Here is a 20,137-nt window from a genome sequence, read left to right as displayed (position 1 = left end):
ATAAAAATAAGTTCAATGAATACATCGTTATGTAAATAAAAATTGACGGAGTTGTATGAAGAAGTACAAAATGGTGAAGAGTACGTATAAAGAAAATCTCATAAATCATGTCGTGAAAGGAACGCGATGAAGCATCCGCGCTTGCGGGATTTCTTTGCCTGGGCGACGATCGCAGTTTCCTCCGTGATCTGCGGCGCCGGGGAACCGTCAACTCAATCCTCATCACCGCATTCCTACGCGCCCGCGAAAGGAGCCACCTCCGCTCCGCTCGAACTACGGCACGGAGTCCCATTTGTCAAAGTCATGATCAACGGCAAGGGACCGTTCACCTTCATCATCGACACCGGAACCAGCTCCGACGCCATCGTGACGCCCGCTCTTGCCGCCACGCTCGGCCTGCAGGTCGTCGAACGCCGCCACCTCACCGACCTGGGCGGTCAGAATGTCCAAGGCGTCAATGTCGTAGCGATCCAGAAGCTCACCGTAGCTGGCGTCGACTTCCCATCCGTACATGCGGACGTTCATGCAGCGCTGACCACTGTCGGACCATACGACGGCATCCTCGGCTTCCGGCTCTTTCGGAACGAGCTCATGACCCTGGACTATCCGCGGCACCGTCTCGTCCTGAGCGTTGGAGACTCCCTGCAGAGCGGCGATCCAAACGTGCTCCCACTCCACATGTCGCGACTCGTCCCCACCGTCATATTGGAGATTGGTAACGAGCCAGTCGAAGCCCAGATCGACTCCGGCGGTCAGGGAATATGCGTTCCTGAGAGCGTCGCGGAGAGCCTCAAGTTCCAGGGAAGCCTCGACGTCGTCGCTCGTGGACACACCCAGGTCAGCACCTTTCCCATTCTCGGCGGGAAGATCGATGAGGATGTCGAATTTGCGGGACACACCTTCGACAAGCCCTTCATCGAAATCATCCCCAACTTCCCGGTCGCCGACGTAGGCTCGGGCACGCTCCAGGATTTCGTCGTGAGCTTCGATCAAAAACACTGCCTCGCCCGCTTTTTCACCACCAGAAAGAACATCCGCATCGCTTCCGATTGGCAATAATGCCAGTTCGCCAAGCCCGCACACCCCATCGCTGATTTATTGTTCCGATGTGGAGTTGCATGCAGGAGTAAGCGGGCTCCTGCTGCGTCGCGATTAGGTCGTGACTCGTCCAATGAAACGGGCGAGATGTTCGTTCAGGAGTCGAAAGATGAAAACATATCGCATCGCCACCATTCCCGGCGATGGCATCGGTAAAGAAGTGATCCCGGCTGGCCGCCAGCTTCTGGAAGTGCTCGCTGCGTCTGATAACTCCTTTACCTTTGAATTCGAAGACTTTGACTGGGGCGGAGATTATTACCGCCAGCATGGCAAGATGATGCCCGACAACGGCCTCGACGCACTCCGCAGCAAGGACGCAATCCTCTTCGGCTCCGCCGGCGATCCACACATCCCCGACCACATCACGCTGTGGGGACTGCGTCTCAAAATCTGCCAGGGCCTCGATCAGTACGCTAACGTGCGCCCCACGCGCATTCTTCCCGGCATCGATGGGCCCCTCAAGCGCTGCCGGCCCGAAGACCTCAACTGGGTCATCGTGCGCGAAAACACCGAAGGCGAATACTCCGGCGTCGGCGGCCGCATGCATCAGGGTCACCCCATCGAAGTCGCAACCGACCTGTCCCTGATGACCCGCGCTGGCGTGGAGCGCATCCATCGCTTCGCCTTCCGCCTCGCCCAATCCCGCCCGCGCAAGCTGCTTACCGTCATCACCAAGAGCAATGCCCAGCGCCACGCCATGGTCATGTGGGACGAAATCGCCGCCGAAGTCGCCAAGGACTTCCCCGACGTCACCTGGGACAAGGAGTTAGTCGACGCCGCCACAGCCCGCATGGTCAACCGTCCGGCCTCGCTCGACACCATCGTCGCCACCAATCTCCACGCCGACATCCTCAGCGATCTCGCCGCTGCGTTAGCAGGGAGTCTGGGCATCGCGCCGACCGGCAATATCAATCCCGAGCGCATCTACCCCTCCATGTTCGAACCCATCCACGGTTCAGCCTTCGACATTATGGGCAAAGGCCTGGCCAATCCCATCGGCACCTTCTGGTCCGTAGTCATGCTCCTCGAGCACCTCGGCGAATCCGCTGCCGCAAAGCTCGTCATGCGAGCCATCGAAGACGTCACGGCCAATCCATCGCTGCACACCCGCGACCTCGGCGGAACAGCCACAACAACGCAGGTCACCGAGGCAGTTTGCACTCAAATCACCGCGGCCTCCAGGAGTCATCTCGCTACAGCCTGAACAGTTGAGGTCCATGGCTCTCGATCAGAAAACCAGCCTTGAAACCCGTGTTGTCCGCAAGATAAGCCGACGCATCCTTCCGTTCGTGATGCTGCTGTACTTCGTCAGCTTTCTCGACCGCGTCAACGTCGGATTCGCCGCCTTCAGCATGAACAAGGCCATCGGCCTGACCTCGGCCATGTTCGGCTTTGGCGGCGGCATCTTCTTCGTGAGCTATTTCCTCTTCGAAGTGCCGTCCAATCTCATCCTCTATCGCGTCGGCGCAAGACGGTGGATCGCCCGCGTCATGGTCTCGTGGGGTCTTGTTTCCGCAACATCAGCCTTTGCAACCGGGCCACATAGCTTTTACGCCTTGCGCTTCCTGCTCGGTGTAGCCGAAGCCGGATTCTTCCCCGGCATCATCCTCTACCTGAGCCTCTGGTTTCCAGCCCGTCACCGAGCCGTGGCCGCCGCCGCATTCATGGCCGCTGCGCCGTTATCTACCGCCATCGGCTCGCCCATCTCCGGAGCGCTCATGCAGCTTCCGGCCTTCGCCGGTCTCAACAACTGGCAGTGGCTCTACATTCTCGAAGCGCTGCCCGCAATCCTTCTGGGCTTTGTCGTCCTCTACTTCCTGACCGACAGCCCGGAACAAGCACGCTGGCTCGCACCCGAGGAACGGGCCTGGCTCGTCGATACCCTGCAAGCCGAGCGCACCGGCAGCGATACCCATGCAGCGCACACCACAGGAATCTGGAAGACCCTGTCCGATCCCCGCATCCTTGCGCTTTCCCTCGTTTACCTCGGCACATCCGCCGGACTCTACACCCTCGGCCTCTGGTCGCCTCTCATCCTCCGCCAATTCGGCTTTTCCCCGCTCGCCACCGGCTGGCTCAACTCTGCACCCAGCTTCGTCGCCATCGCGGTCATGATAGCCTGGGCGCGTCACTCCGACCGGACGCTTGAGCGCACCTGGCATGTCGTGATCCCCTGCGTCGTAGCATGTCTTGGATTTGTATGGGCCGGAACTACGCACACCGCTGTCGGGGTGATCCTCGCGCTCATGCTGGTCAACATCGGCATCAGCGCAGCCAAAGCCCCGCTCTGGGCCATGCCCAGCGCCTTTCTCACCGGAGCGGAGGCAGCCGCAGGCATCGCCCTGATCAACTCCATCGGAAACCTCGGCGGTTTCGCCGGTCCATTCCTCATCGGCTGGCTCAAAGACAAATCGGGTAGCTACGCCGGCGGCCTCTATGCCGTCGGAGCCATGCTCGCCGTCTCCGCCGCAGTCATGCTCGCCCTCAGCCATCAACTGCGCCACCGCAAATCCTGAGCCGCGCAGACTTTCCCACTCCGGGCAAACCCTGTTATGCTGGCCAGCGCGGCGATACAATCATTCCAAAACGATTGAGAAAAGCGATTTAGGAAGGCGGTCGAGCAATGTGGTTTCTGGGTATGGATGTGGGAACAAGCGGCACACGAGCAGTGCTGATCGATGAACAGGGGCGCGTCGTCAGCTCCGCTTCCGAAGAACACGCACCCTTCCGCACACCACACCCCGGCTGGGCCGAGCAGGACCCCGAAGACTGGTGGCGTGCCGCGCTCATCGCCATCCGCGCCGCAATTGCCGCCGCCCCTGAGCCAAAGCAGCAAATCTACGGCGTCGGCCTCACCGGCCAGATGCACGGAGCCGTCCTGCTCGATAAAGACGGCATCGTCCTGCGCCCATCGCTGATCTGGTGCGATACCCGCACCCAGCCCCAGTGCGACTGGCTCACCGCCGAAATCGGCTACGACCGCCTCATCGAACTGACGTGCAATCCGGCCCTGCCCAACTTCACCCTGACCAAGCTCCTCTGGGTCAAAGAGCACGAGCCCGAGATCTTCGCGCGCACCGCGCACATCCTCTGCCCCAAGGACTACGTCCGCTTCCGCCTTACCGGCGCTTACGCCATCGACGTCCAGGAAGCCAGCGGAACGTTGCTGCTTGACGTCACGAACCGCCGCTGGTCCTCCGAAGTCGCCTCCGCCGCCGGAATCCCCGAAAGCTGGCTCCCCGAACTCTTCGAATCGCCCGAAGTGTGCGCAAATATCTCGCCCGATGCCGCCGAACTGACAGGCATAACAGCCGGAATCCCCGTTGTCGCGGGAGCAGGCGATCAGGGGGCAGGCGCAGTCGGAATGGGCATCCTCCAACCCGGTTCCGTCTCCGCCACCATCGGAACCTCAGGCGTCGTCTTCGCGGCCACCGCCAGCCCGATCAAAGATCCAAAAGGCCGCCTGCACACCTTCTGTCACGCCGTCCCCGGCCGCTGGCACGTCATGGGTGTCACCCAATCCGCGGGACTCAGCTTCCGCTGGCTCAAAGAGACCTTTTTCTCCGGCCAGGACTACGACAAGCTCACAGCCGGAGCCGCCGCAGTCGCGCCAGGTAGCGACGGCCTCGAATGGGCTCCCTACCTGCTCGGCGAGCGCACACCGCATCTCGACCCCGAGGTCCGCGCCGCCTTCACAGGCATTTCAACCACGCACAACGCCTCGCACTTCGTCCGCTCCGTCCTCGAAGGTGTTGCGTATTCGTTGCAGGATACCTTTTCGCTCTTTGCCCAATTGGGCATCCCGGTAAGCGGCATCCGGCTAGGAGGCGGCGGCGCACGAGGCCCGCTCTGGCGGCAGATTCAGGCTGGCGTCTACGGCCACGCCGTCGAAGTACTAACTGCCGAAGAAGGCGGAGCCTTCGGCGCAGCCCTGATGGCCGGGGTCGGAGCCGGTGCCTGGTCCGATCTTGACGCAGCCTGCGCTCAGGCCATCACCGTAGCCGAGCGCATCGCGCCCGACCCAGCGTGGCAAGCGGCCTACGCTGCCGGATACAACCACTGGCGAAAACTCTATCCGGCTCTGGCAACGTTGAGATAGCGTGCGCTTCGGTTCTCCCATATCTGGGCTGAACCGGAGCACCGGCCTTAATCCGTAGCCAGGCTCAGCTCATGGCGCACATCCGCGCCACGAATCCAGAAGATTACATCCGTCGCGATGTTCGTCGCGTGGTCGGCGATCCGCTCCAGGTTGCGCGCAATCAGCAGGGCATTCAACGCCTGATGTGTCTCCTCCGGATTGCGCTGGATGCGAGCCAGCAGATCCGCCTGCGCCTGGTGATTCATGCGGTCAATCTCGTCGTCCATCAGACGCACCGTGTCGGCAACCTGCGCGTCGCCATCCAGCAGCGCCTGCAGAGCCGTCCGGATCATGCGGCTGGCATACTCGCCCATGGCAAACAGGTCCACCGGCAGATTTACGTCCGGTAGGTCCAGCACATCGCGGGTGCGCACCGCAATGCTCATGGACTGGTCGCCAATGCGCTCCAGATCGCCGTTGATCTTGATCACCGCCAGGATGAAGCGCAGATCGATGGCCATCGGCTGCTCCTTTGCGAGCAGTTCGTAAGCCATCTCGTCCAGAGCACGCTGCGCGGTGTTGATCGCCGTCTCATTTTCTCGCACATACTGGCACAGCCCCGCGTCGCGATTCAGATAAGCGTCCACCGAGGCCTCCACGGCCTGCTGCGCAAGCGCCGCCATCGCCAGAATTTTATCCTTCAGTTCGGCGAGTTGTAGTTGAAAGTGAATTCGCGGCACGGCGGTGTCTCCCTGTAGGTCCAAACAATGCAACTACGATTGTGCATGAAGCGTTGTTACCATCTCGCAAATTTCCTGTAAGGCTTTCCTATTCGTGCATCAAGACTGTCATAGGATGAACAACTTTCCGGAAATGGCATCATGATCCGCCTTCCTGCGTGTGCCTCCGCACAGTTAAGCTGAAGGAATGTCCGTGCCCTCCAACCCGTCCTTGCATCCATCCTCCAACACGCACGCCAGAACGCTCACCATCAATCCCGCAGACCACTCAGTCCTTGAAGTCTACAAGCTCATGACCGGGCTCATCGTTCCGCGCCCGGTCGCCCTCGTCTCCACCGTCGACAGCGACGGCGTTCCCAACGTCGCTCCCTTCAGCTTTTTCTGCGGAGTCGGCTCCAATCCCCCCACCGTCCTTTTCTGCCCATCCCTGCGCGCCATCGGAAACCGTCCCGACGACAGAAAAGACACCCTGCGCAACGTCGAACAAACCGGCGAATTCGTTATCAACATCGTCTCCGATACTATCGCCGCCGCCGCAAATGCTACCTCCGCCGAAGTTGGCCCCGAAGTAGATGAATTTCAGCTCGCCGGCCTGACCGCCATCCCCAGCGAAGTCGTCCGTCCGCCCAGGGTCGCCGAATCGCCGGCCCAGATGGAGTGCAAACTGCTGCAGGTCGTTATTACCAATCATGCGCCTGGCGGCGGCGTCATCGTCCTCGGCCAGATCGTTCGATTCCACGTTAACGCCGATCTCGAACAGAACTTCCGCATCGATCCCGCCAAATTAGACGCCGTCGGCCGCATGGCTGGCAACACCTGGGTCCACACCCGCGAACGCTTCGAACTGGAGCGGCCCAAGTAGGTCGACAACGAAAGGCTGATGTTTACGCCACCACCGTCGACGCGGCAGGTTCGATGGGTAGCGTGAACTGAAACGTCGTTCCCCGATCGGGATTTCCGGTGGCCCATAAGCGGCCTCCGTGCGACTCAATGATCGACCGGCTAATGGACAGGCCCATGCCGGTACCCTGAGACTTCGTCGTGAAAAATGCTTCAAAAATCTTGTCTGCCCGCTCGGGAGGCAAACCTATCCCTGTATCGCGGATCGAGATCAGCAGCTGGTCAACAGAGCTTCGTTGCGATCTGATTGTGAGGTCTCCTGCCATATCCGCTTCACAAATGGCATCGATCCCGTTGCGCACGAGGTTCATAATAACTTGCTGCAGCTGCACGCGATCCGCCATTACATGGGGCAACTCAGGCGCGAGATCGGTGTGGATGGAAATCGCATGTCGCCTCGCTTCACTGCGCGCCAGGCTGATGATTTCCCCGATCACTTCATTTACGTCGACACACTCCCGTAGCTGCTCCCCCTTCTTGTACAAAACGCGAATCCGACTGATGATGTCGGAAGCGAGGGTTACGTTCTGAATAATTCTCGATGCGGATTCGTGTGCCTTCTCGATGTTGGGCTGCTCGCGCCATAACCATCGCAAACAGGCATTCGCGTTTATGGAAGCGGCTGTGATCGGCTGCCTGATTTCGTGCGCTATGGAAGCAGCAAATTCGCCCATCGTTGTCACCCGCTGTATATGAGCAAGGTCCGATTGTAGTAGGCGTAATCTCTCTCGCTCTTCTTCCGCGCGCTTGAGGTCCTCGATTTCGATACTGCTGCCATACCACTTGACGACCTTTCCCGCGTCGTCCCGCAGCGGCACGCTGCGGACTAGAAACCAGCGATACAGCCCGTCCGCCCGCCGCACCCTTATCTCATTCTCAATCGGATGCCCATCCTCAACAGCCGCACACCAATCCCTGATGAACCTGGCACGGTCATCGGAATGAATTACGGATTCCCATTTCCATCCCAATAAGTCGTCTGAAGATAAACCTGCAAACTCCAGTAACCGTTCATTAACGAAATCGACAGTGCCATCAGGCGACGCACTCCAGACGTGGGCCGGAACGGTGTTGATGGCGCCACGAAGCTCACGTTCGCTCAGCCGGAGATCTTCGTAGAGCTTCTGAAGCTGTTGGGCGGCATCGTTGAAGGCATTTCCCAGGACAGCCAGTTCGTTGTTCCCTCGTAATTGGACCTTGTGCTGAAAGTCGCCCCGGGCCAGTGCCTCGGCGGACGCAGTGAGTAGGGAAAGCGGGCCCGTGACGGTCTGAGTGAGATACCAGCCAAGTGCAGCGGCAGCGAGAAGAGTCAGCAATGCGGCAACCGGAACGATGATGAATAGGCGTTGGCGTGCTTTCTGGGCGTTTTCGCTGGCTTCGTTGCGCTTCTCCAGTGCTTGCTGGTCGACTCGCTGTACCAGCGATGAACTGAATTCGATCAGAGCGGGGATCTGATTTGCCAGCCGGAACTGAACGGCGTTCCATTCACCAACAGTGGCCAGTTGGACCGCTGTGTCGAGTTGCGAAAGCAGTGTCAGTCGCAGACTTTCGAGTGCGCTGGAGATGCGTGTGTCTTCCTCAATGTCGGGGTTTGCCCTGAGCATCTGCTCGGCGTGATCGACGTGCTGCAGAAAAGTCTGCCGGATCGAGGCCGCTTCGCCGGAAAATTGGCGAGTATCGTGACTGTCGGCCAGTGCAGTCGTACTATCCCGGAAGGAGTCGACGTCGAGGTGAACGCGAACAACCGCGTCAGATATCTGATCCGTCTTACTTACGCGCTGAGCTGAAGCCTCTATTTGCCAGTATTGCCATCCAGCTACTGCATCCGCAGCGATCATTAACACGACGATCAATACGAAACATGCGATCAGACGTGAGCGAATGCTCAGGTCACTTGGCCGAAACGCATTTCGAATTCCACCGCGCATTGCCTGGCCCATCTTGGTCGCATTCGTCTCCATGTTGACATTCTCGTGCGACGATGAGCCGTGTCGTCCGACTACTCTACCGTTGCGCAGCCGTTTTATCAAATTCCGCGTTCGCGCGAACAACAGGTGTTTTTAGCATCCGCTCCAATTCGGCTTGCAATTCGTCTGCCGCTTGTGTCGCAGATTTTTTTCGAGTTAGAACCGTGTGTACGGCTTCCCAATAGGCGCGCGACACCTCCGGATACATTTTTCCAGCCTGCGGGGAGGGACGCAAGGCGATTCCTTTGCGAAATATTTCTAAAACGCGCGGCCAATGCGGGTTGTTCGCCAAGACCTGGGGCTCTTCATATAGCGCAGAAATAGTAGGCGCGTCACTTGTTTTCCCAAGTCTTGTTACTTGCAGGTTGCGGCTGCAGAGAAAACCGACCAACATTGCTGCCTCACGTGGATGGAGCGAATGTGCCGAAACCCCGTAACCAGCTCCACCCAAGGTTGCGGCTGCCCCGGCAGCGCCGCTCGGAAGGGGAGCGATGTCAAAGCGGTCCCTTAGCATGGAGTCCGGAGCGTGGGCGGCGATATATCCACTTGACCAATTGCGCAGGAACGCTGCTTTTCCGGCTTGCCACATGTTACCCGCATCCGACTCTTTAAACGCGACCACTCCGGGGGGTGAAATGGAGCCTACCCAGCGGGCGGCTCTATCCCATGCACGAATGGTCTGCGGGTTGTTGACCGTGACCTTGCCGTTCTTGTCGAGTATTGTTCCGCCACCCTCCGACACCTGCCATTCCAGCGCGTTGCAGGTCAGAGCCTCGGAAGCTGCTCCTTCCCAAACGAAACCCCAGAAATCTTTGTTCCCGCTCGCACGCTCGCCCGATTGAATCCGCCTCGCCATGGCTTCCAGCTCTTCCCATGCCTTCGGCGGCGCCCGATATCCGTATTTCCGCAGCAGGTCAGAGCGATAAAACAACGAGCCTTCGTTCAAGAAGGACGGCAGTGCTACAAGTTTGCCGTTGACCGTGTTGGCGGCAATGAGCTCTGGAAAGTGTGCGTGGATCTCTTGCTCCGGAATATACGCCCTGAGGTCGAGAAGGTTCTCTGCGAGAATCCCAGGCCAGATCACATCGATCGTGTAAACATCTGGTACTTTTGCTCCGTTCTCCAGCATTTTGCGATAGGCCGCCAGCTGCTCCGCTGCTGTCTCGGGTCCAGGCAGGAACTCCACTCGAATTCCAGTCTGCCGTGTGAACTCTGCTATCTCGCCGAGGCGACCCTGATAGTTGCTTCTAAGCCAGCCCTGGTCAATGAGAGTAAGCGTGACCGGAGGTGCAGACGGGCTAGTCTTATGGCAGGCTTGCATCACCAGGCAGACGAGGAGACAAACCCCTCCGGGCGCAAAGCGGCGAACATGGCCCAGCCACGAGCTAGAGATGCGATTTTCGCGCGTTCTGCATGGGTACGCCATCTACCACCCGCCTCGACGAACACCCCCCCGATGATAGCCCGCAACCTTCAAATGTCAAATCGATGCTGCCGAGGTAGACCCTGGCGAGCCATGGTTGAGAGAAAAGAAATGCTGCCCAGAATAAGTCTAGATAAGTCCTGAATATGTCAGGATGAGAGAAGTGATCAACGGCTCCCGCAGCATTGGGTTTTCCCCTTGGTGAGTTTCTTCCCAATCACCCAGCCTCCAACTCCACGCCGCGGCTCTCCCGTCCGCAAGCCGTCACCAGCGCCAGAGCCAGCGCAACCAAGATCACCGTCCCCGCCAGCACAGGCGAAAAGTTGTGAAACCGCTCCGCCAGCTTGTTCTGAATCACCAGGTTCCTCGAGGTCAGCAGATTGCCGAGCTGGTAAGCCAGCCCGGGAAAGATCGCCCGCACCGGCCCCGGCGAAAGCTCCGTGAGATACGCCGGCACCACGCCCCACGCTCCCTGCACCATGAACTGCATCAGAAATGCGCCCACTCCCAGCACCAGCGGCGAGTGCCCATAAGCGAATAGCGGCACAATCGGGATCGCCAGCAGCGCAGCCGTAATGATCGCTCGCTTCCGTCCCCATCGCTCTGAGAGCGTGCCGAAGACAAATCCGCCTGCCAGCGAGCCAACGTTGTAGATCACCGCCAGCAGCCCCACCATCCCCGGCGTAAAACCTCGGCCTTTCAACAAAAACGTCGGGTAAATATCCTGCGTTCCGTGCGAAAAGCTGGTAAACGCAGACATCAGAACAATCAGAAAGAGAAAAGTCGGCGCATAAGTAAGCAGCTTGCCAAGCAGAGGTGGTCTCGCAACTCCGTCCGCCTTTCGCTTGCGCGCTTCCTGCCGGGCCGCGATCCACACGGGAGATTCCTCGACCTTCGATTCCACAAAAAACACCAGCAGCGCCGGGGCCGCTCCAACAACAAATAGTCCACGCCAGTGAATCCACGGGAAAAGCAGCCCGAAAGCCGCAGCCGCCAGCAGATATCCCAACGCGTAGCCTTCTTGCAGAATCCCAGAGAATACTCCCCGGCCCTCTTTCGGCAAACTCTCAAAGGTCAGCGCTGCTCCTACCCCCCAAACCCCGCCCATTGCCACACCAAACAGCGCCCGCAGCACCAGCAGCCACGGCAGCGAAGGCGCAAAGGCGCAGCTCAGCTCGATAACCGAGTAGCACAGAATGTTGACGATCAGAGTTCGCTTGCGCCCAAATCGGTCCGCCATTGCCCCGAAGAGAAACGCACCCACGGGACGAAAGATCAGCGTCAGAAACACCGCATCGGCAACCGCCGAGACCTGCGCATGGAACTCCCCGGCAATCGCCGGAATGCACATGATCAGCAGGAAGAAATCCAGCGCGTCCAGCGACCAGCTCAAAAAGGAAGCCAGAAATGCGTGACGCTGCGGGCGTGTAAGGCGGCCAAAGTGCTCTCCAATAGAGCGGAAGGAACCAGCAGACATACGCCGGAGCATACCAGACGCCACTCGTGCATCAGAAAATCTCCTTATCCGAAAATATTTGTTGCAACAACTATTTTCTTAGCGCATCCTATATCCGCGACTTCTTGTAGTGCCGCTACACGAATGCGCAGGATTTCGTCGGTTTCCCCCGGTTTCCTTGATGCATCGCCTAAGGCCCGTTCTCGCCGAACCAGAGATTCTGGATCGGCAGCTTAACCCCAATTGATTGATTCGCACGAAAGGATCGCTCTATGAAAGTTCTCAAGCTGGCTTCGGCCGCCCTCGCCCTCATCGCTCCTGTCGCCTTTGCGCAGACCTCTTCCTGGAAGGCCGACTCCGCACACAGCGAAGTTGACTTCTCCATCAAGCATCTGGCCATCTCCAACGTTCATGGCCGCTTTGGCAAGATAGACGCCACCATCATTTATGACGATAAGGACATTACCAAGTCCAGCGTCAATGCCACCATCGATGTGACGGGTGTGGATACCGGCATATCCCCTCGCGACAACGATTTGAAGAGCGACAACTACTTCGACGTTGAGAAGTACGCGACCGCCACCTTTACCAGCACCAGCGTGGCCAAGGGTGGCTCCGGTTTGCAGGTCAGCGGCAACCTCACCTTGCATGGCGTAACCAAGCCAGTGGTTCTGGACGTCTCCGGCCCCACCGGTCCGATTACCGGGATGGACAAGAAGCCACATGCCGGCTTCGAGGCGACAACGACCATTCATCGTCTTGACTTCGGTATTGGAGCCAAAGTCCCGGAGGCGATCCTGAGCGACGCAGTTCAGCTCACCATCGAGCTCGACGCCGCCAAGCAGTAAGCAGCCTTCGGTTCGTTGAAGCCTCGTCCGGTGCGCTTGTCGTACTGGGAAGAACTTCTGCAGGGTGGGGAAGCGGTCATGCACGATTGATCTGCTTCCCACCTGACTTATTTCAGCTTTTGATTCGAACCCCCGGCGTGGAGCATCCAAACTCCGTCAGGAGAAGAAATGGCGGCAAATTCTCAGGGATCCGAGCAAGCCCCTAGCTTCTCCAGTCCCCACGAAGAGGCGCTGCTTAACTTAATGCGTTCCGCCGACTGTCTGCATCGCGCAATGCAGCAACGCCTCAAGCCCTCCGGACTCACCCTGACGCAATACAACGTACTGCGAATTCTGAGATCTGCCCGACCCGCCGGTCTGACCTGTTCCTCGATCGGACGCATGATGATTACGCCCGAGCCGGATATCACCCGGCTGCTCGCCCGGTTGAAGGCGCAATCGCTTCTCTGCCAGCAGCGCGACCTTCAGGACCGCAGAGTCGTATGGTCCCGTATCACAGATCTTGGTCTGGAAGTGTTGGGGAAACTGGACAGCTTGGTGGAACAGGGTCCCAGGGAACTCCTTCAGGAGCTCACCCGGGAAGAACTCTATTCATTGACCCGATTACTAAGAAAGGCCCGATGTTGCGCGGCTGGTGGAAGCTCGACCGAACTGCAGTCGCCCGTTAGCGGGAAGCTACCTTCGCCACGATCGACTCTTCTTCCCCCTCACCATGAATAATCTTGTGATGCAGGCAATAGAGGGCAAGTTCGAGCCGGTCTGATACGCCCAGCTTATCGTAGATCTTGCGCAGATAGTTCTTGATCACCTGTTCTGTCGTTCCCAATTGGTAGGCAATTTCCTTATTGCGCTTACCCTGGGTTATGCAGGTGATAATGGCCATCTCTTTGGGTGAGAGACGGGGCTGAGTGCGCGGGCTTACCAGAGCAGCCGCCTGAGAGCGGTAAGCTTCAATCACCAGATTGATCGACTGATTGTCGATCCAGGTTTCACCGCCGGCAATCTTGCGCACACATTTGACCAGCAGATCCGGCGAAATTGCCCTGGATATGATCCCGCGCACACCACGGCGGTAGAGCTCGACCGTGTGGCTCTCGTCTGAATAGGAAGCCTGTACGATGATCTTGATGTTGGGAGCCAATCGGAGCAGTTCAGGAATGGCATTGGCTGTGCCAGTCAACATGCCGCCTTCAAGCAGCACAACGTCGGTTGGGTAGCGCTGAACCGCAGCATGCAGGTTCTCGATCGAATCAGCCTGCGCAACCACCCGGACATCGTCTTCCAGCGCGAAGACCTTTCGAATCCCGACGCGATAAATAGCCTGCGAATCCGCGAGGATGACACGGATCGCGCCAGGTTTGGCAACGGAATCTTGCACTTCTCCTTCTGGAGAATCTTCCAGAAAGTCCATCTTAATGACTGCCATATGCGCCCGTCTGGTTACTGATCTGAAAATCTGTACTCATCAATAGTCGCAGCGGTATGGTACCCATTTTGGCTTGGGTAACAGCGTACCACACGTCCACGACACTGAACCAGTACATCGCGTGGCGTTCCCAGGATCTCCCCTGGCATACGCAATGAGAATCCGATCTGCGTTCCCGTTAGGACTTTTCGATCCGTGACAAAAAGTACTCCGCTTGCGGATACATTCACCGTCTCCGCTGAGAATACTTCTTCGTCCGTCGAGAGAACCACGGGTAGGCTTAAAGGAAACCGCACCGCACAGCGAACCTCTTGCCGAAGCGCACCGTCGATGCCTCTGAGTGAAACAGGTAACTCTGGGACCGATGGGTTCATGATCCGAAATCCTTCCTGGTGGCTAAACCCTACTCTACTTCAATTGAGAGACCTCGGACAGGAACCAGAAATACCAAAGTTTCTTTCACTTAGGGTCACTCTACCGCGCACTTTTAAAGAGGAAAATACCCCTTCCGGGTTACCCGCCTGGCTAATCCCGTACCCAGACCCCTCACTTCCACCCCTAAAAAGACAGCACAACTGACCCAGGGAGTGCGGCCTTTCCTCGGAGAAACGGTAAATATGCCAACAGTACCCGCTATGTTTATTACTTGCTATATAAGATCGGAATGGACTTGTCTATATCCAATTCGGTTCATCGGGTACCTGCAAATCAGGGAGTTCGGCCATTTATCGCCAAAATGCCGCTGAAGCTCCCACCCACTCCTGATTACGGTTATGGTCCACCCCCATCATTTTTCCTCGGCCAAGGCGCACCAGGGGAAGCACTGGCGTCAGTTCGCCTCTATCCGGCCATATATAAAGGATGCGAATCTCAGCCTGGGTCAGTCCGTGCGGCGTTCGAATGGTCGGCACGAAGTGCATCCGTTGCTGGAGCAGGTAGTTCCCCCTTTCCCGTTCCGGAATGGCTTCGAGTTCAGCTCGCGTCGGTGCAAATTGGATGCCCTTCCCGGCAAACGAGAAGAGCGGCTTGAGCAGCAGGTCCTCATACACCGTTTCGCCCTGGTTGCCGCCGGGCAGCTTTACACCAGCCGCTTCCAATCGGCCGAATCCATCTCCTCGCAAAAAGTCATCCAGAAACGCCGCCGGCGGTACCACAGATTCGCCTGCCGCCGAAAGCCAGGGCACCGAATACTTACTGATCAAGAAATACCAGTTGGGATGGCCCGCCCATTCCACATCCCACGGCGCCGTGAGATCGAACGGCAGTTCCACGTTGCGCCCGATCATCTCATCCGCGATCGCCCGGTTATAGATGCGATGGATAGGAATCAACTGATCTCGGTCATTTCTGTAATGCAGCTTATTTCCAATCGGCACGAGCGTGGCGATATCCACCACTGAGATTCCGAGCTGTCGAGCAGTCAACAGAAAATCGGGGAGCGTCTTCTGGTGCCGCGGGTCGACCTCCGTCAACACCACACTTTCCGGCGCGTGATTGCCCAGCACAGTCTTGCCGAATTGATCCCAGAAGCTGTCCTTGTCCATCCCTCCGAGAAAGACGCCAAGATCGTCCGGAAGCCCGAAGACCTGCCTGTATTCCTCGGTCAGCATCGCCTGGTAGGCAAACACCGATGGGAAGGCCTGAATCTCCACCAGGCGAGGCGCCAATTCTGCCGACCCAGTCTCGACCAGCGCAAAGTCCGCTGTCAGAAAGTTCGGATGCGGAAAAACCGCGCTGCCTGATTCGCCTGCAACCAGAAAGTTCCTCGGGATCGAGTTCCGTGCAGCGGCCAGATATTCAGGCCAGCGCAGCAGCCGTTGCGTCAACCGCATCCCTGCGGACGCCATCTCCTCCAGCATTCCCTGCGGGAGAAAGACAGGCGTTTCTGCCACGCGAAACTCCACCCTTGTACCGGCCCTTTCGTCCAGGTGACGTAACAGAGATTGGTACCTCTCAGGCCGGTACTTTTCGTTGAACTCGTCTCTTAGATCGTGGATCACGGGTAACTCCTCAAATCTTCAAAAGTACCAATGTTTTGTTGCGCGCAAGTGTATTACCACGCTTTGGCGGGAAAGGGAAGCCGATTTAGGGCTTTTTTTACAAAATTGCGACTTTGGTGGTATCCCGAACACATCATTTAGGTTACTCTTTCCCTAGCTTGAAATTTACAAGGAGATTTTCCAATGAAGAATGTATTTGTTTCCAATTCGTGTGTATTAGCTACCGTAGTCCTTATTGCAAGCGCCGCCACCGCCTTTGCCGGCCCTGGTTCGCCCGCACCTGCTGGTGGCTCGATTCAATTTGCCCCGACTTCTAACACGCTCGTAGCTGGCCCTGGTTCGCCCGCACCTGCTGGTGGCTCGATTCAATTTGCCCCGACCTCTAACACGCTCGTAGCTGGCCCTGGTTCGCCCGCACCTGCTGGTGGTTCGATTCAATTTGCCGCAACGGCCGTAACTTCTCTCTCGTAACAGTATTAGTGGCCGCTTTTTGCTGGGTCGGTCCCGGCTGCGCCACATTGGTAACTTGAGAAACGCTTTAGTTGTAGATTGACAAAATGCCAAGACTGCTAAACTCTGTTTGGAAGGTTGCATACGCAATTCTGTCCAGGAGGTAAACAGTGACTCTCGACTCCACGATTCTCATCGTGTCAATCGTCGGAGAAGCTGTTGTCAGCGGCCTGCTTCTGCGCCGCAAGACATGGCGTACGCTGCCGTGTTTCTGTACGTATGTGATTTGGACGCTGGCCAGCGATCTGGCATCGTCCCTGATTCTTTGGAAGATGTCTCCGTTTGTGTATGGCCGGTACTATATAGGCCAGGCAATCGTTGATTCGCTTCTGCAATTTACCGTGCTCGTGGAATTGGCTTGGTCGGTTTTAAGCCCGGTACGACCCTCTCTACCGCGAGGGTCGTTGGTTGTTCTGAATCTGTTGATTGCTCTCGCAGGTCTTGCGATTTGGCCTCTGGCAGGCATGGCCCTGCCGCAGAATTTTACCGGCTTGAATGTAGTTCTCTTTCAAATGCAGGAGACTGTCGCCATCCTGCGCGTAGCATGCTTCCTGATAATGGCCAGCTTTAGCCAGTTGCTTTCGATCGGCTGGCGCGACCGCGAATTGCAAATCGCAACTGGCCTCGGCTTCTATTCGATCGTCAGTCTGATTGTGTCCCTGCTGCATTCTCATCAGGGCAAAGGCCCCGAATACCACTGGCCAGATCAGGCATTGTCCGTCAGTTACATTGGTTCATTGTCCTATTGGGTACTGAGCTTTGCAACAAAAGAGCAAGAACGCAAAGAATTCAGTCCACAAATGCAGCAACTTCTGCTACTAATGAGTGGAGGCGCACGAGCAGGTAGAGTTGCGCTGGGTGATCTTTCAGCCGAACGCCCCAAGAAAAGGATTAGGTAATGCTGCTTCCATTGCTCCAAATCGCAATCGTCAGTGCCTTGCTGGTCTATTTCGGTAAGTGGCGTGGCAACATGCGTCGCCGCAATACCCAAAGCTGGGATAGCCTGCTGTGTCAGCTCCGTTCCGACTGGAGCGCCCGCGACTTGAGCGAGCAGTTCCTCTGGAAAGAGGGGCTCACCGCAACTACCGACGACATCTGGCAACGTCTGGACGGCCCCCGCGGTCTTTGGGCCATCTACCAGAATGCCCGTGTCTTGCTGGAAATGGCTGATTACGCCAACCGCAACATGATTCCCGGGTCCAACCCGATTGACCCGATGGTTCTTGAGACGTTGCGTAGCGATGCAATGCAGATTCGCCTTTGCGTCCTGATGGCCCTCGCCCAGTATGCCCTGAGCCAGGCCACCGAGGGAGTCAAGGTCAATGCCTTCCGCGCCGCGAATATCTACAGCGGCATGGCAGCTCGCATGACTGCGCTGCTTCAGGATCACGCTGCGGTCGTCCTTCCTGACTTCGTCGCAGCAATGTAACAATTCCCGTCTTCGCAAGAAAGGCCCGAACCTCAGCGAGGTTCGGGCCTTTTCCGTTTAGGAACTACGCTACCGGATTCTCCACCAGGAATTTCCCAATATTGGAAAATTCCTCGTCGTTTAATCGGAAATGCAGAGCTGGCGCAAGTCCCTTGACCTGCTCGGGGCTTCGTCCGCCAACAATAGCAGCCGTAATCGCAGGGTGATGGAGTGTCCACGCGACAGCGACTACGCCCGGCTCCACGCCGTGCGCCGACCCAATCTTGCGCAGCAGTTCGACAAGACGCAGATTCCGGCTCAGGCGAGGTTCGTTGAACTCCACCGCCTTACGGCGCCAGTCATCCGAAGGCATCGCCGCGACCCGCTCCGCGCTCATGCGTCCCGTGAGCAAACCGCTGACCATCGGGGAGTAGTTGATGACGCCAATGCCGTTGGCCAGGCAATACGGCAAAATTTCCTGTTCAACAGCTGGCCTCAGCATCGAATACGGCGGCTGCAAGCTGGTGATCGGCGCAATCGCCTGCACCCGCTTCATCTGCTCTACATTAAAGTTGGAGATTCCGATCCAGCGAATCTTCCCGGCCTTCTGCTGCCGCGCCAGTTCGGCCCAACCCTCTTCGATCTCTGCGTCCGGATTCGGCCAGTGAATCTGGTACAAATCGATTGTTTCTACACCGAGCCGCCGCAGCGAAGCGTCCAGCTCTTCTTGCACGCTGGCGGCCGTGATCGATCGGTAGATCGTCCGGTTTTCGTCCCAGCGCATCGCGCACTTGGTAAAGACCAGCGGCTTATGCGAACTCGTTTTAACCGCCTTGGCGACAATCTCTTCCGAGTGCCCCAGGCCGTAGATTGCCGCAGTGTCGATCCAGTTAATACCTTCGTCGAGCGCCTGATGAATCGCGCGAATGGATTCGTCGTCATTCTGGGGGCCCCACGCGAAATCCCAGTTGCCGCCGCCGATGGCCCACGCGCCAAAGCCGATCGGAGTCAGGTGAAGATCAGAATTGCCGAGCTTATGCAAAGAAGGGGAAGTAGTAGTAGTCATATACGAAGTAGTAGATGCCCGGGGAACTCGATCCGCTGCAGAAACTCAGATCCTCCACAGCTTCCCGCAATCACATTGATGTCTGATTAAGAAATAGCGTCATGCTTTGATAGCCCGCAAATCTCTCCACATTCTGGATTGAAGGATACTGGATGGAAAACATCAAGCCGCGATCAAAAACCGCCCGTCGCGCATGATCTGCTCCTGCCCGGCTTCCGAATCAAGCCAGATATTGAATCCCAATCCAACTACATCGATGTGTGTACCGGAGCGCCACGGCGCGCCCGTATGTTCGCCATACGGGTTCCCAAAGGCGATATGGATACCCGGAAACTTCTCATCTTGCAGAATATTACCGATGACCCGCTCCACCCCGAGATTCGTCCCGATGGCAAATTCCCCTACCCGATCCGAGTTCTCGTCGGTGTGCGTGTAGGCCCAGAAATCCGCTTCGAGCGCCTTGTTTACGCTGCAGCAACTTACGATCCTGTTCTCGGCAATCTCGATCGTCAGCGGAGTTGCATGCAGCAGCCCATAGCGCGCACACAGCCAATCCCCCACCACGCCGTCCACCACAAATCTCCCGTTCACCTCGCCCGGAGAGGTAAAGCATTCCCCGCCCGGCAGATTGCCCCATTTTTCCGGACTGATAATGCCGCTCGTCTTGAACCACTTGTATCCCGGATTCATCTCCGCCGTGATATCCGTTCCTGCCGCCGTCGTAGCGCGAATCCGCGTTGCCTTGCGCACCCGTTCCAGAACCTGCTGCGAGAGCCGGTCCACGAGGTTAAAGTCAGCCCGCATCCCCTGGCACATGATCTCGGGTGTAATGTTGACCATGTGCGCATGGCGCATCCGCCGTCGATTGACGACATCCGTCATCTGCATGCGCGAATGCAGCTCATTCTGTTGCACCTGGACGGCAAAGATCGATACCTGCGAACTCTCCATATCGGCCAACACCGCCGCCGGCATATCAATCAGAGGCCGCGGCGCAAGGTCTTCCAAAAGAAACGCATTCCACTCGCAGCCGCGTGCGGCAAGTTGTTCGCCAATGGAGGCGGCAATCTGCTCTGTCGCGCGATCTGTAATCAGCGTCACCTTCTCCGACGGTTCAATCCGCAGACAGGTCGTCACCGCAGATTGGGCGCCCGCCGTAAATTCGGCAGGGTAGGGCATTCGCAACAGATCGGCAGTGGTCATGAGCGGGTAAAACC

At 57.6% G+C, this 20,137-nt stretch carries 19 protein-coding genes; 10 read left to right on the top strand and 9 right to left on the bottom strand.

Annotated elements, in window-relative coordinates; translation table 11 throughout:
- Positions 1-126 precede the first annotated feature (126 nt).
- From OHL23_RS25745 to xylB, 4 genes are all read left to right on the top strand, one after another.
- On the top strand, positions 127-1,059 hold the full coding sequence (locus tag OHL23_RS25745) for an aspartyl protease family protein (RefSeq protein ID WP_263354918.1): 933 nt from the start codon (positions 127-129) through the stop codon (positions 1,057-1,059).
- Between the two features lie 148 nt (positions 1,060-1,207).
- Positions 1,208-2,302 carry a tartrate dehydrogenase gene (locus OHL23_RS25740; RefSeq protein WP_263354917.1) on the top strand — a complete coding sequence of 365 codons (1,095 nt, stop codon included), beginning with the start codon at positions 1,208-1,210 and terminating at the stop codon, positions 2,300-2,302.
- Between the two features lie 13 nt (positions 2,303-2,315).
- Positions 2,316-3,614: an MFS transporter gene (locus OHL23_RS25735; RefSeq protein WP_263354916.1), complete on the top strand. Its 1,299-nt coding sequence runs from the start codon at positions 2,316-2,318 to the stop codon at positions 3,612-3,614.
- Positions 3,615-3,721: 107 nt separating this feature from the next.
- Positions 3,722-5,197: a xylulokinase gene (gene xylB / locus OHL23_RS25730; RefSeq protein WP_263354915.1), complete on the top strand. Its 1,476-nt coding sequence runs from the start codon at positions 3,722-3,724 to the stop codon at positions 5,195-5,197.
- A 47-nt stretch (positions 5,198-5,244) separates the two neighbouring features.
- Here xylB and phoU read toward each other — a convergent pair whose 3' ends face one another.
- Positions 5,245-5,916, bottom strand: coding sequence for a phosphate signaling complex protein PhoU (gene phoU / locus OHL23_RS25725; protein WP_263354914.1), 672 nt, complete (start codon positions 5,914-5,916; stop codon positions 5,245-5,247).
- Between the two features lie 187 nt (positions 5,917-6,103).
- On the opposite strand from phoU, the gene OHL23_RS25720 reads away from it, so the two are divergent.
- Entirely contained in the window at positions 6,104-6,778 is a 675-nt protein-coding gene (locus OHL23_RS25720) for a flavin reductase family protein (RefSeq protein WP_263354913.1), read from the top strand.
- A gap of 22 nt (positions 6,779-6,800) precedes the next feature.
- Here OHL23_RS25720 and OHL23_RS25715 read toward each other — a convergent pair whose 3' ends face one another.
- From OHL23_RS25715 to OHL23_RS25705, 3 genes are all read right to left on the bottom strand, one after another.
- Complete coding sequence (locus OHL23_RS25715) at positions 6,801-8,777, bottom strand: sensor histidine kinase (protein ID WP_263354912.1); 1,977 nt, start codon at positions 8,775-8,777, stop codon at positions 6,801-6,803.
- 43 nt (positions 8,778-8,820) lie between these two features.
- Complete coding sequence (locus tag OHL23_RS25710) at positions 8,821-10,104, bottom strand: ABC transporter substrate-binding protein (RefSeq protein ID WP_263355059.1); 1,284 nt, start codon at positions 10,102-10,104, stop codon at positions 8,821-8,823.
- Positions 10,105-10,423: 319 nt separating this feature from the next.
- Positions 10,424-11,695, bottom strand: coding sequence for an MFS transporter (locus OHL23_RS25705; RefSeq protein WP_263354911.1), 1,272 nt, complete (start codon positions 11,693-11,695; stop codon positions 10,424-10,426).
- Positions 11,696-11,934: 239 nt separating this feature from the next.
- Here OHL23_RS25705 and OHL23_RS25700 point away from each other — a divergent pair, with 239 nt between their 5' ends.
- Positions 11,935-12,510, top strand: a complete 576-nt coding sequence (locus tag OHL23_RS25700) for a YceI family protein (RefSeq protein WP_263354910.1) — start codon at positions 11,935-11,937, stop codon at positions 12,508-12,510.
- 168 nt (positions 12,511-12,678) lie between these two features.
- Positions 12,679-13,230, top strand: a complete 552-nt coding sequence (locus OHL23_RS29075) for a MarR family winged helix-turn-helix transcriptional regulator (protein WP_396127423.1) — start codon at positions 12,679-12,681, stop codon at positions 13,228-13,230.
- On the opposite strand, the gene OHL23_RS25695 is transcribed toward OHL23_RS29075, so the two are convergent.
- From OHL23_RS25695 to OHL23_RS25685, 3 genes are all read right to left on the bottom strand, one after another.
- Positions 13,175-13,921, bottom strand: a complete 747-nt coding sequence (locus tag OHL23_RS25695; protein ID WP_396127426.1) for a response regulator transcription factor — start codon at positions 13,919-13,921, stop codon at positions 13,175-13,177. The genes OHL23_RS29075 and OHL23_RS25695 overlap by 56 nt on opposite strands.
- A 29-nt stretch (positions 13,922-13,950) precedes the next feature.
- Entirely contained in the window at positions 13,951-14,310 is a 360-nt protein-coding gene (locus tag OHL23_RS25690) for a PilZ domain-containing protein (protein ID WP_263354908.1), read from the bottom strand.
- A 351-nt stretch (positions 14,311-14,661) separates the two neighbouring features.
- Positions 14,662-15,828 (bottom strand): hypothetical protein, encoded by a 1,167-nt coding sequence (locus tag OHL23_RS25685; protein WP_263354907.1) that lies wholly within the window; start codon positions 15,826-15,828, stop codon positions 14,662-14,664.
- Between the two features lie 291 nt (positions 15,829-16,119).
- Here OHL23_RS25685 and OHL23_RS25680 point away from each other — a divergent pair, with 291 nt between their 5' ends.
- The 3 genes from OHL23_RS25680 (at position 16,120) to OHL23_RS25670 (ending at position 17,875) form a co-directional block, all read left to right on the top strand.
- Positions 16,120-16,407: a hypothetical protein gene (locus tag OHL23_RS25680; protein WP_263354906.1), complete on the top strand. Its 288-nt coding sequence runs from the start codon at positions 16,120-16,122 to the stop codon at positions 16,405-16,407.
- Positions 16,408-16,556: 149 nt separating this feature from the next.
- Positions 16,557-17,345 (top strand): hypothetical protein, encoded by a 789-nt coding sequence (locus OHL23_RS25675; RefSeq protein WP_263354905.1) that lies wholly within the window; start codon positions 16,557-16,559, stop codon positions 17,343-17,345.
- Positions 17,345-17,875 carry a hypothetical protein gene (locus OHL23_RS25670; RefSeq protein ID WP_263354904.1) on the top strand — a complete coding sequence of 177 codons (531 nt, stop codon included), beginning with the start codon at positions 17,345-17,347 and terminating at the stop codon, positions 17,873-17,875. Before OHL23_RS25675 ends, OHL23_RS25670 begins: the two co-directional genes overlap by 1 nt.
- A 64-nt stretch (positions 17,876-17,939) precedes the next feature.
- Here OHL23_RS25670 and OHL23_RS25665 read toward each other — a convergent pair whose 3' ends face one another.
- Both OHL23_RS25665 and OHL23_RS25660 read right to left on the bottom strand, forming a co-directional pair.
- Positions 17,940-18,920: an aldo/keto reductase gene (locus OHL23_RS25665; RefSeq protein ID WP_263354903.1), complete on the bottom strand. Its 981-nt coding sequence runs from the start codon at positions 18,918-18,920 to the stop codon at positions 17,940-17,942.
- 162 nt (positions 18,921-19,082) lie between these two features.
- Positions 19,083-20,123, bottom strand: a complete 1,041-nt coding sequence (locus tag OHL23_RS25660; RefSeq protein ID WP_263354902.1) for an aminopeptidase — start codon at positions 20,121-20,123, stop codon at positions 19,083-19,085.
- Positions 20,124-20,137 lie beyond the last annotated feature (14 nt).

It is taken from the genome of Acidicapsa acidisoli, from assembly GCF_025685625.1.
GTDB lineage: Bacteria > Acidobacteriota > Terriglobia > Terriglobales > Acidobacteriaceae > Acidicapsa > Acidicapsa acidisoli.
This window is presented reverse-complemented; position numbering and strand designations above follow the sequence as displayed.

What these genes read in the sequence shown, in the direction of transcription:
- OHL23_RS25705 (WP_263354911.1), bottom strand. Translation starts at nt 11,695, where the DNA reads ATGCTCCGGCGTATGTCTGCTGGTTCCTTCCGCTCTATTGGAGAGCAC.
- OHL23_RS25710 (WP_263355059.1), bottom strand. Translation starts at nt 10,104, where the DNA reads ATGCAAGCCTGCCATAAGACTAGCCCGTCTGCACCTCCGGTCACGCTT.
- OHL23_RS25745 (WP_263354918.1), top strand. Translation starts at nt 127, where the DNA reads ATGAAGCATCCGCGCTTGCGGGATTTCTTTGCCTGGGCGACGATCGCA.
- OHL23_RS25740 (WP_263354917.1), top strand. Translation starts at nt 1,208, where the DNA reads ATGAAAACATATCGCATCGCCACCATTCCCGGCGATGGCATCGGTAAA.
- OHL23_RS25660 (WP_263354902.1), bottom strand. Translation starts at nt 20,123, where the DNA reads ATGACCACTGCCGATCTGTTGCGAATGCCCTACCCTGCCGAATTTACG.
- OHL23_RS25735 (WP_263354916.1), top strand. Translation starts at nt 2,316, where the DNA reads ATGGCTCTCGATCAGAAAACCAGCCTTGAAACCCGTGTTGTCCGCAAG.
- OHL23_RS25700 (WP_263354910.1), top strand. Translation starts at nt 11,935, where the DNA reads ATGAAAGTTCTCAAGCTGGCTTCGGCCGCCCTCGCCCTCATCGCTCCT.
- OHL23_RS25665 (WP_263354903.1), bottom strand. Translation starts at nt 18,920, where the DNA reads ATGACTACTACTACTTCCCCTTCTTTGCATAAGCTCGGCAATTCTGAT.
- OHL23_RS25680 (WP_263354906.1), top strand. Translation starts at nt 16,120, where the DNA reads ATGAAGAATGTATTTGTTTCCAATTCGTGTGTATTAGCTACCGTAGTC.
- OHL23_RS25670 (WP_263354904.1), top strand. Translation starts at nt 17,345, where the DNA reads ATGCTGCTTCCATTGCTCCAAATCGCAATCGTCAGTGCCTTGCTGGTC.
- OHL23_RS29075 (WP_396127423.1), top strand. Translation starts at nt 12,679, where the DNA reads ATGGCGGCAAATTCTCAGGGATCCGAGCAAGCCCCTAGCTTCTCCAGT.
- OHL23_RS25720 (WP_263354913.1), top strand. Translation starts at nt 6,104, where the DNA reads ATGTCCGTGCCCTCCAACCCGTCCTTGCATCCATCCTCCAACACGCAC.
- OHL23_RS25695 (WP_396127426.1), bottom strand. Translation starts at nt 13,921, where the DNA reads ATGGACTTTCTGGAAGATTCTCCAGAAGGAGAAGTGCAAGATTCCGTT.
- OHL23_RS25715 (WP_263354912.1), bottom strand. Translation starts at nt 8,777, where the DNA reads ATGGAGACGAATGCGACCAAGATGGGCCAGGCAATGCGCGGTGGAATT.
- OHL23_RS25690 (WP_263354908.1), bottom strand. Translation starts at nt 14,310, where the DNA reads ATGAACCCATCGGTCCCAGAGTTACCTGTTTCACTCAGAGGCATCGAC.
- xylB (WP_263354915.1), top strand. Translation starts at nt 3,722, where the DNA reads ATGTGGTTTCTGGGTATGGATGTGGGAACAAGCGGCACACGAGCAGTG.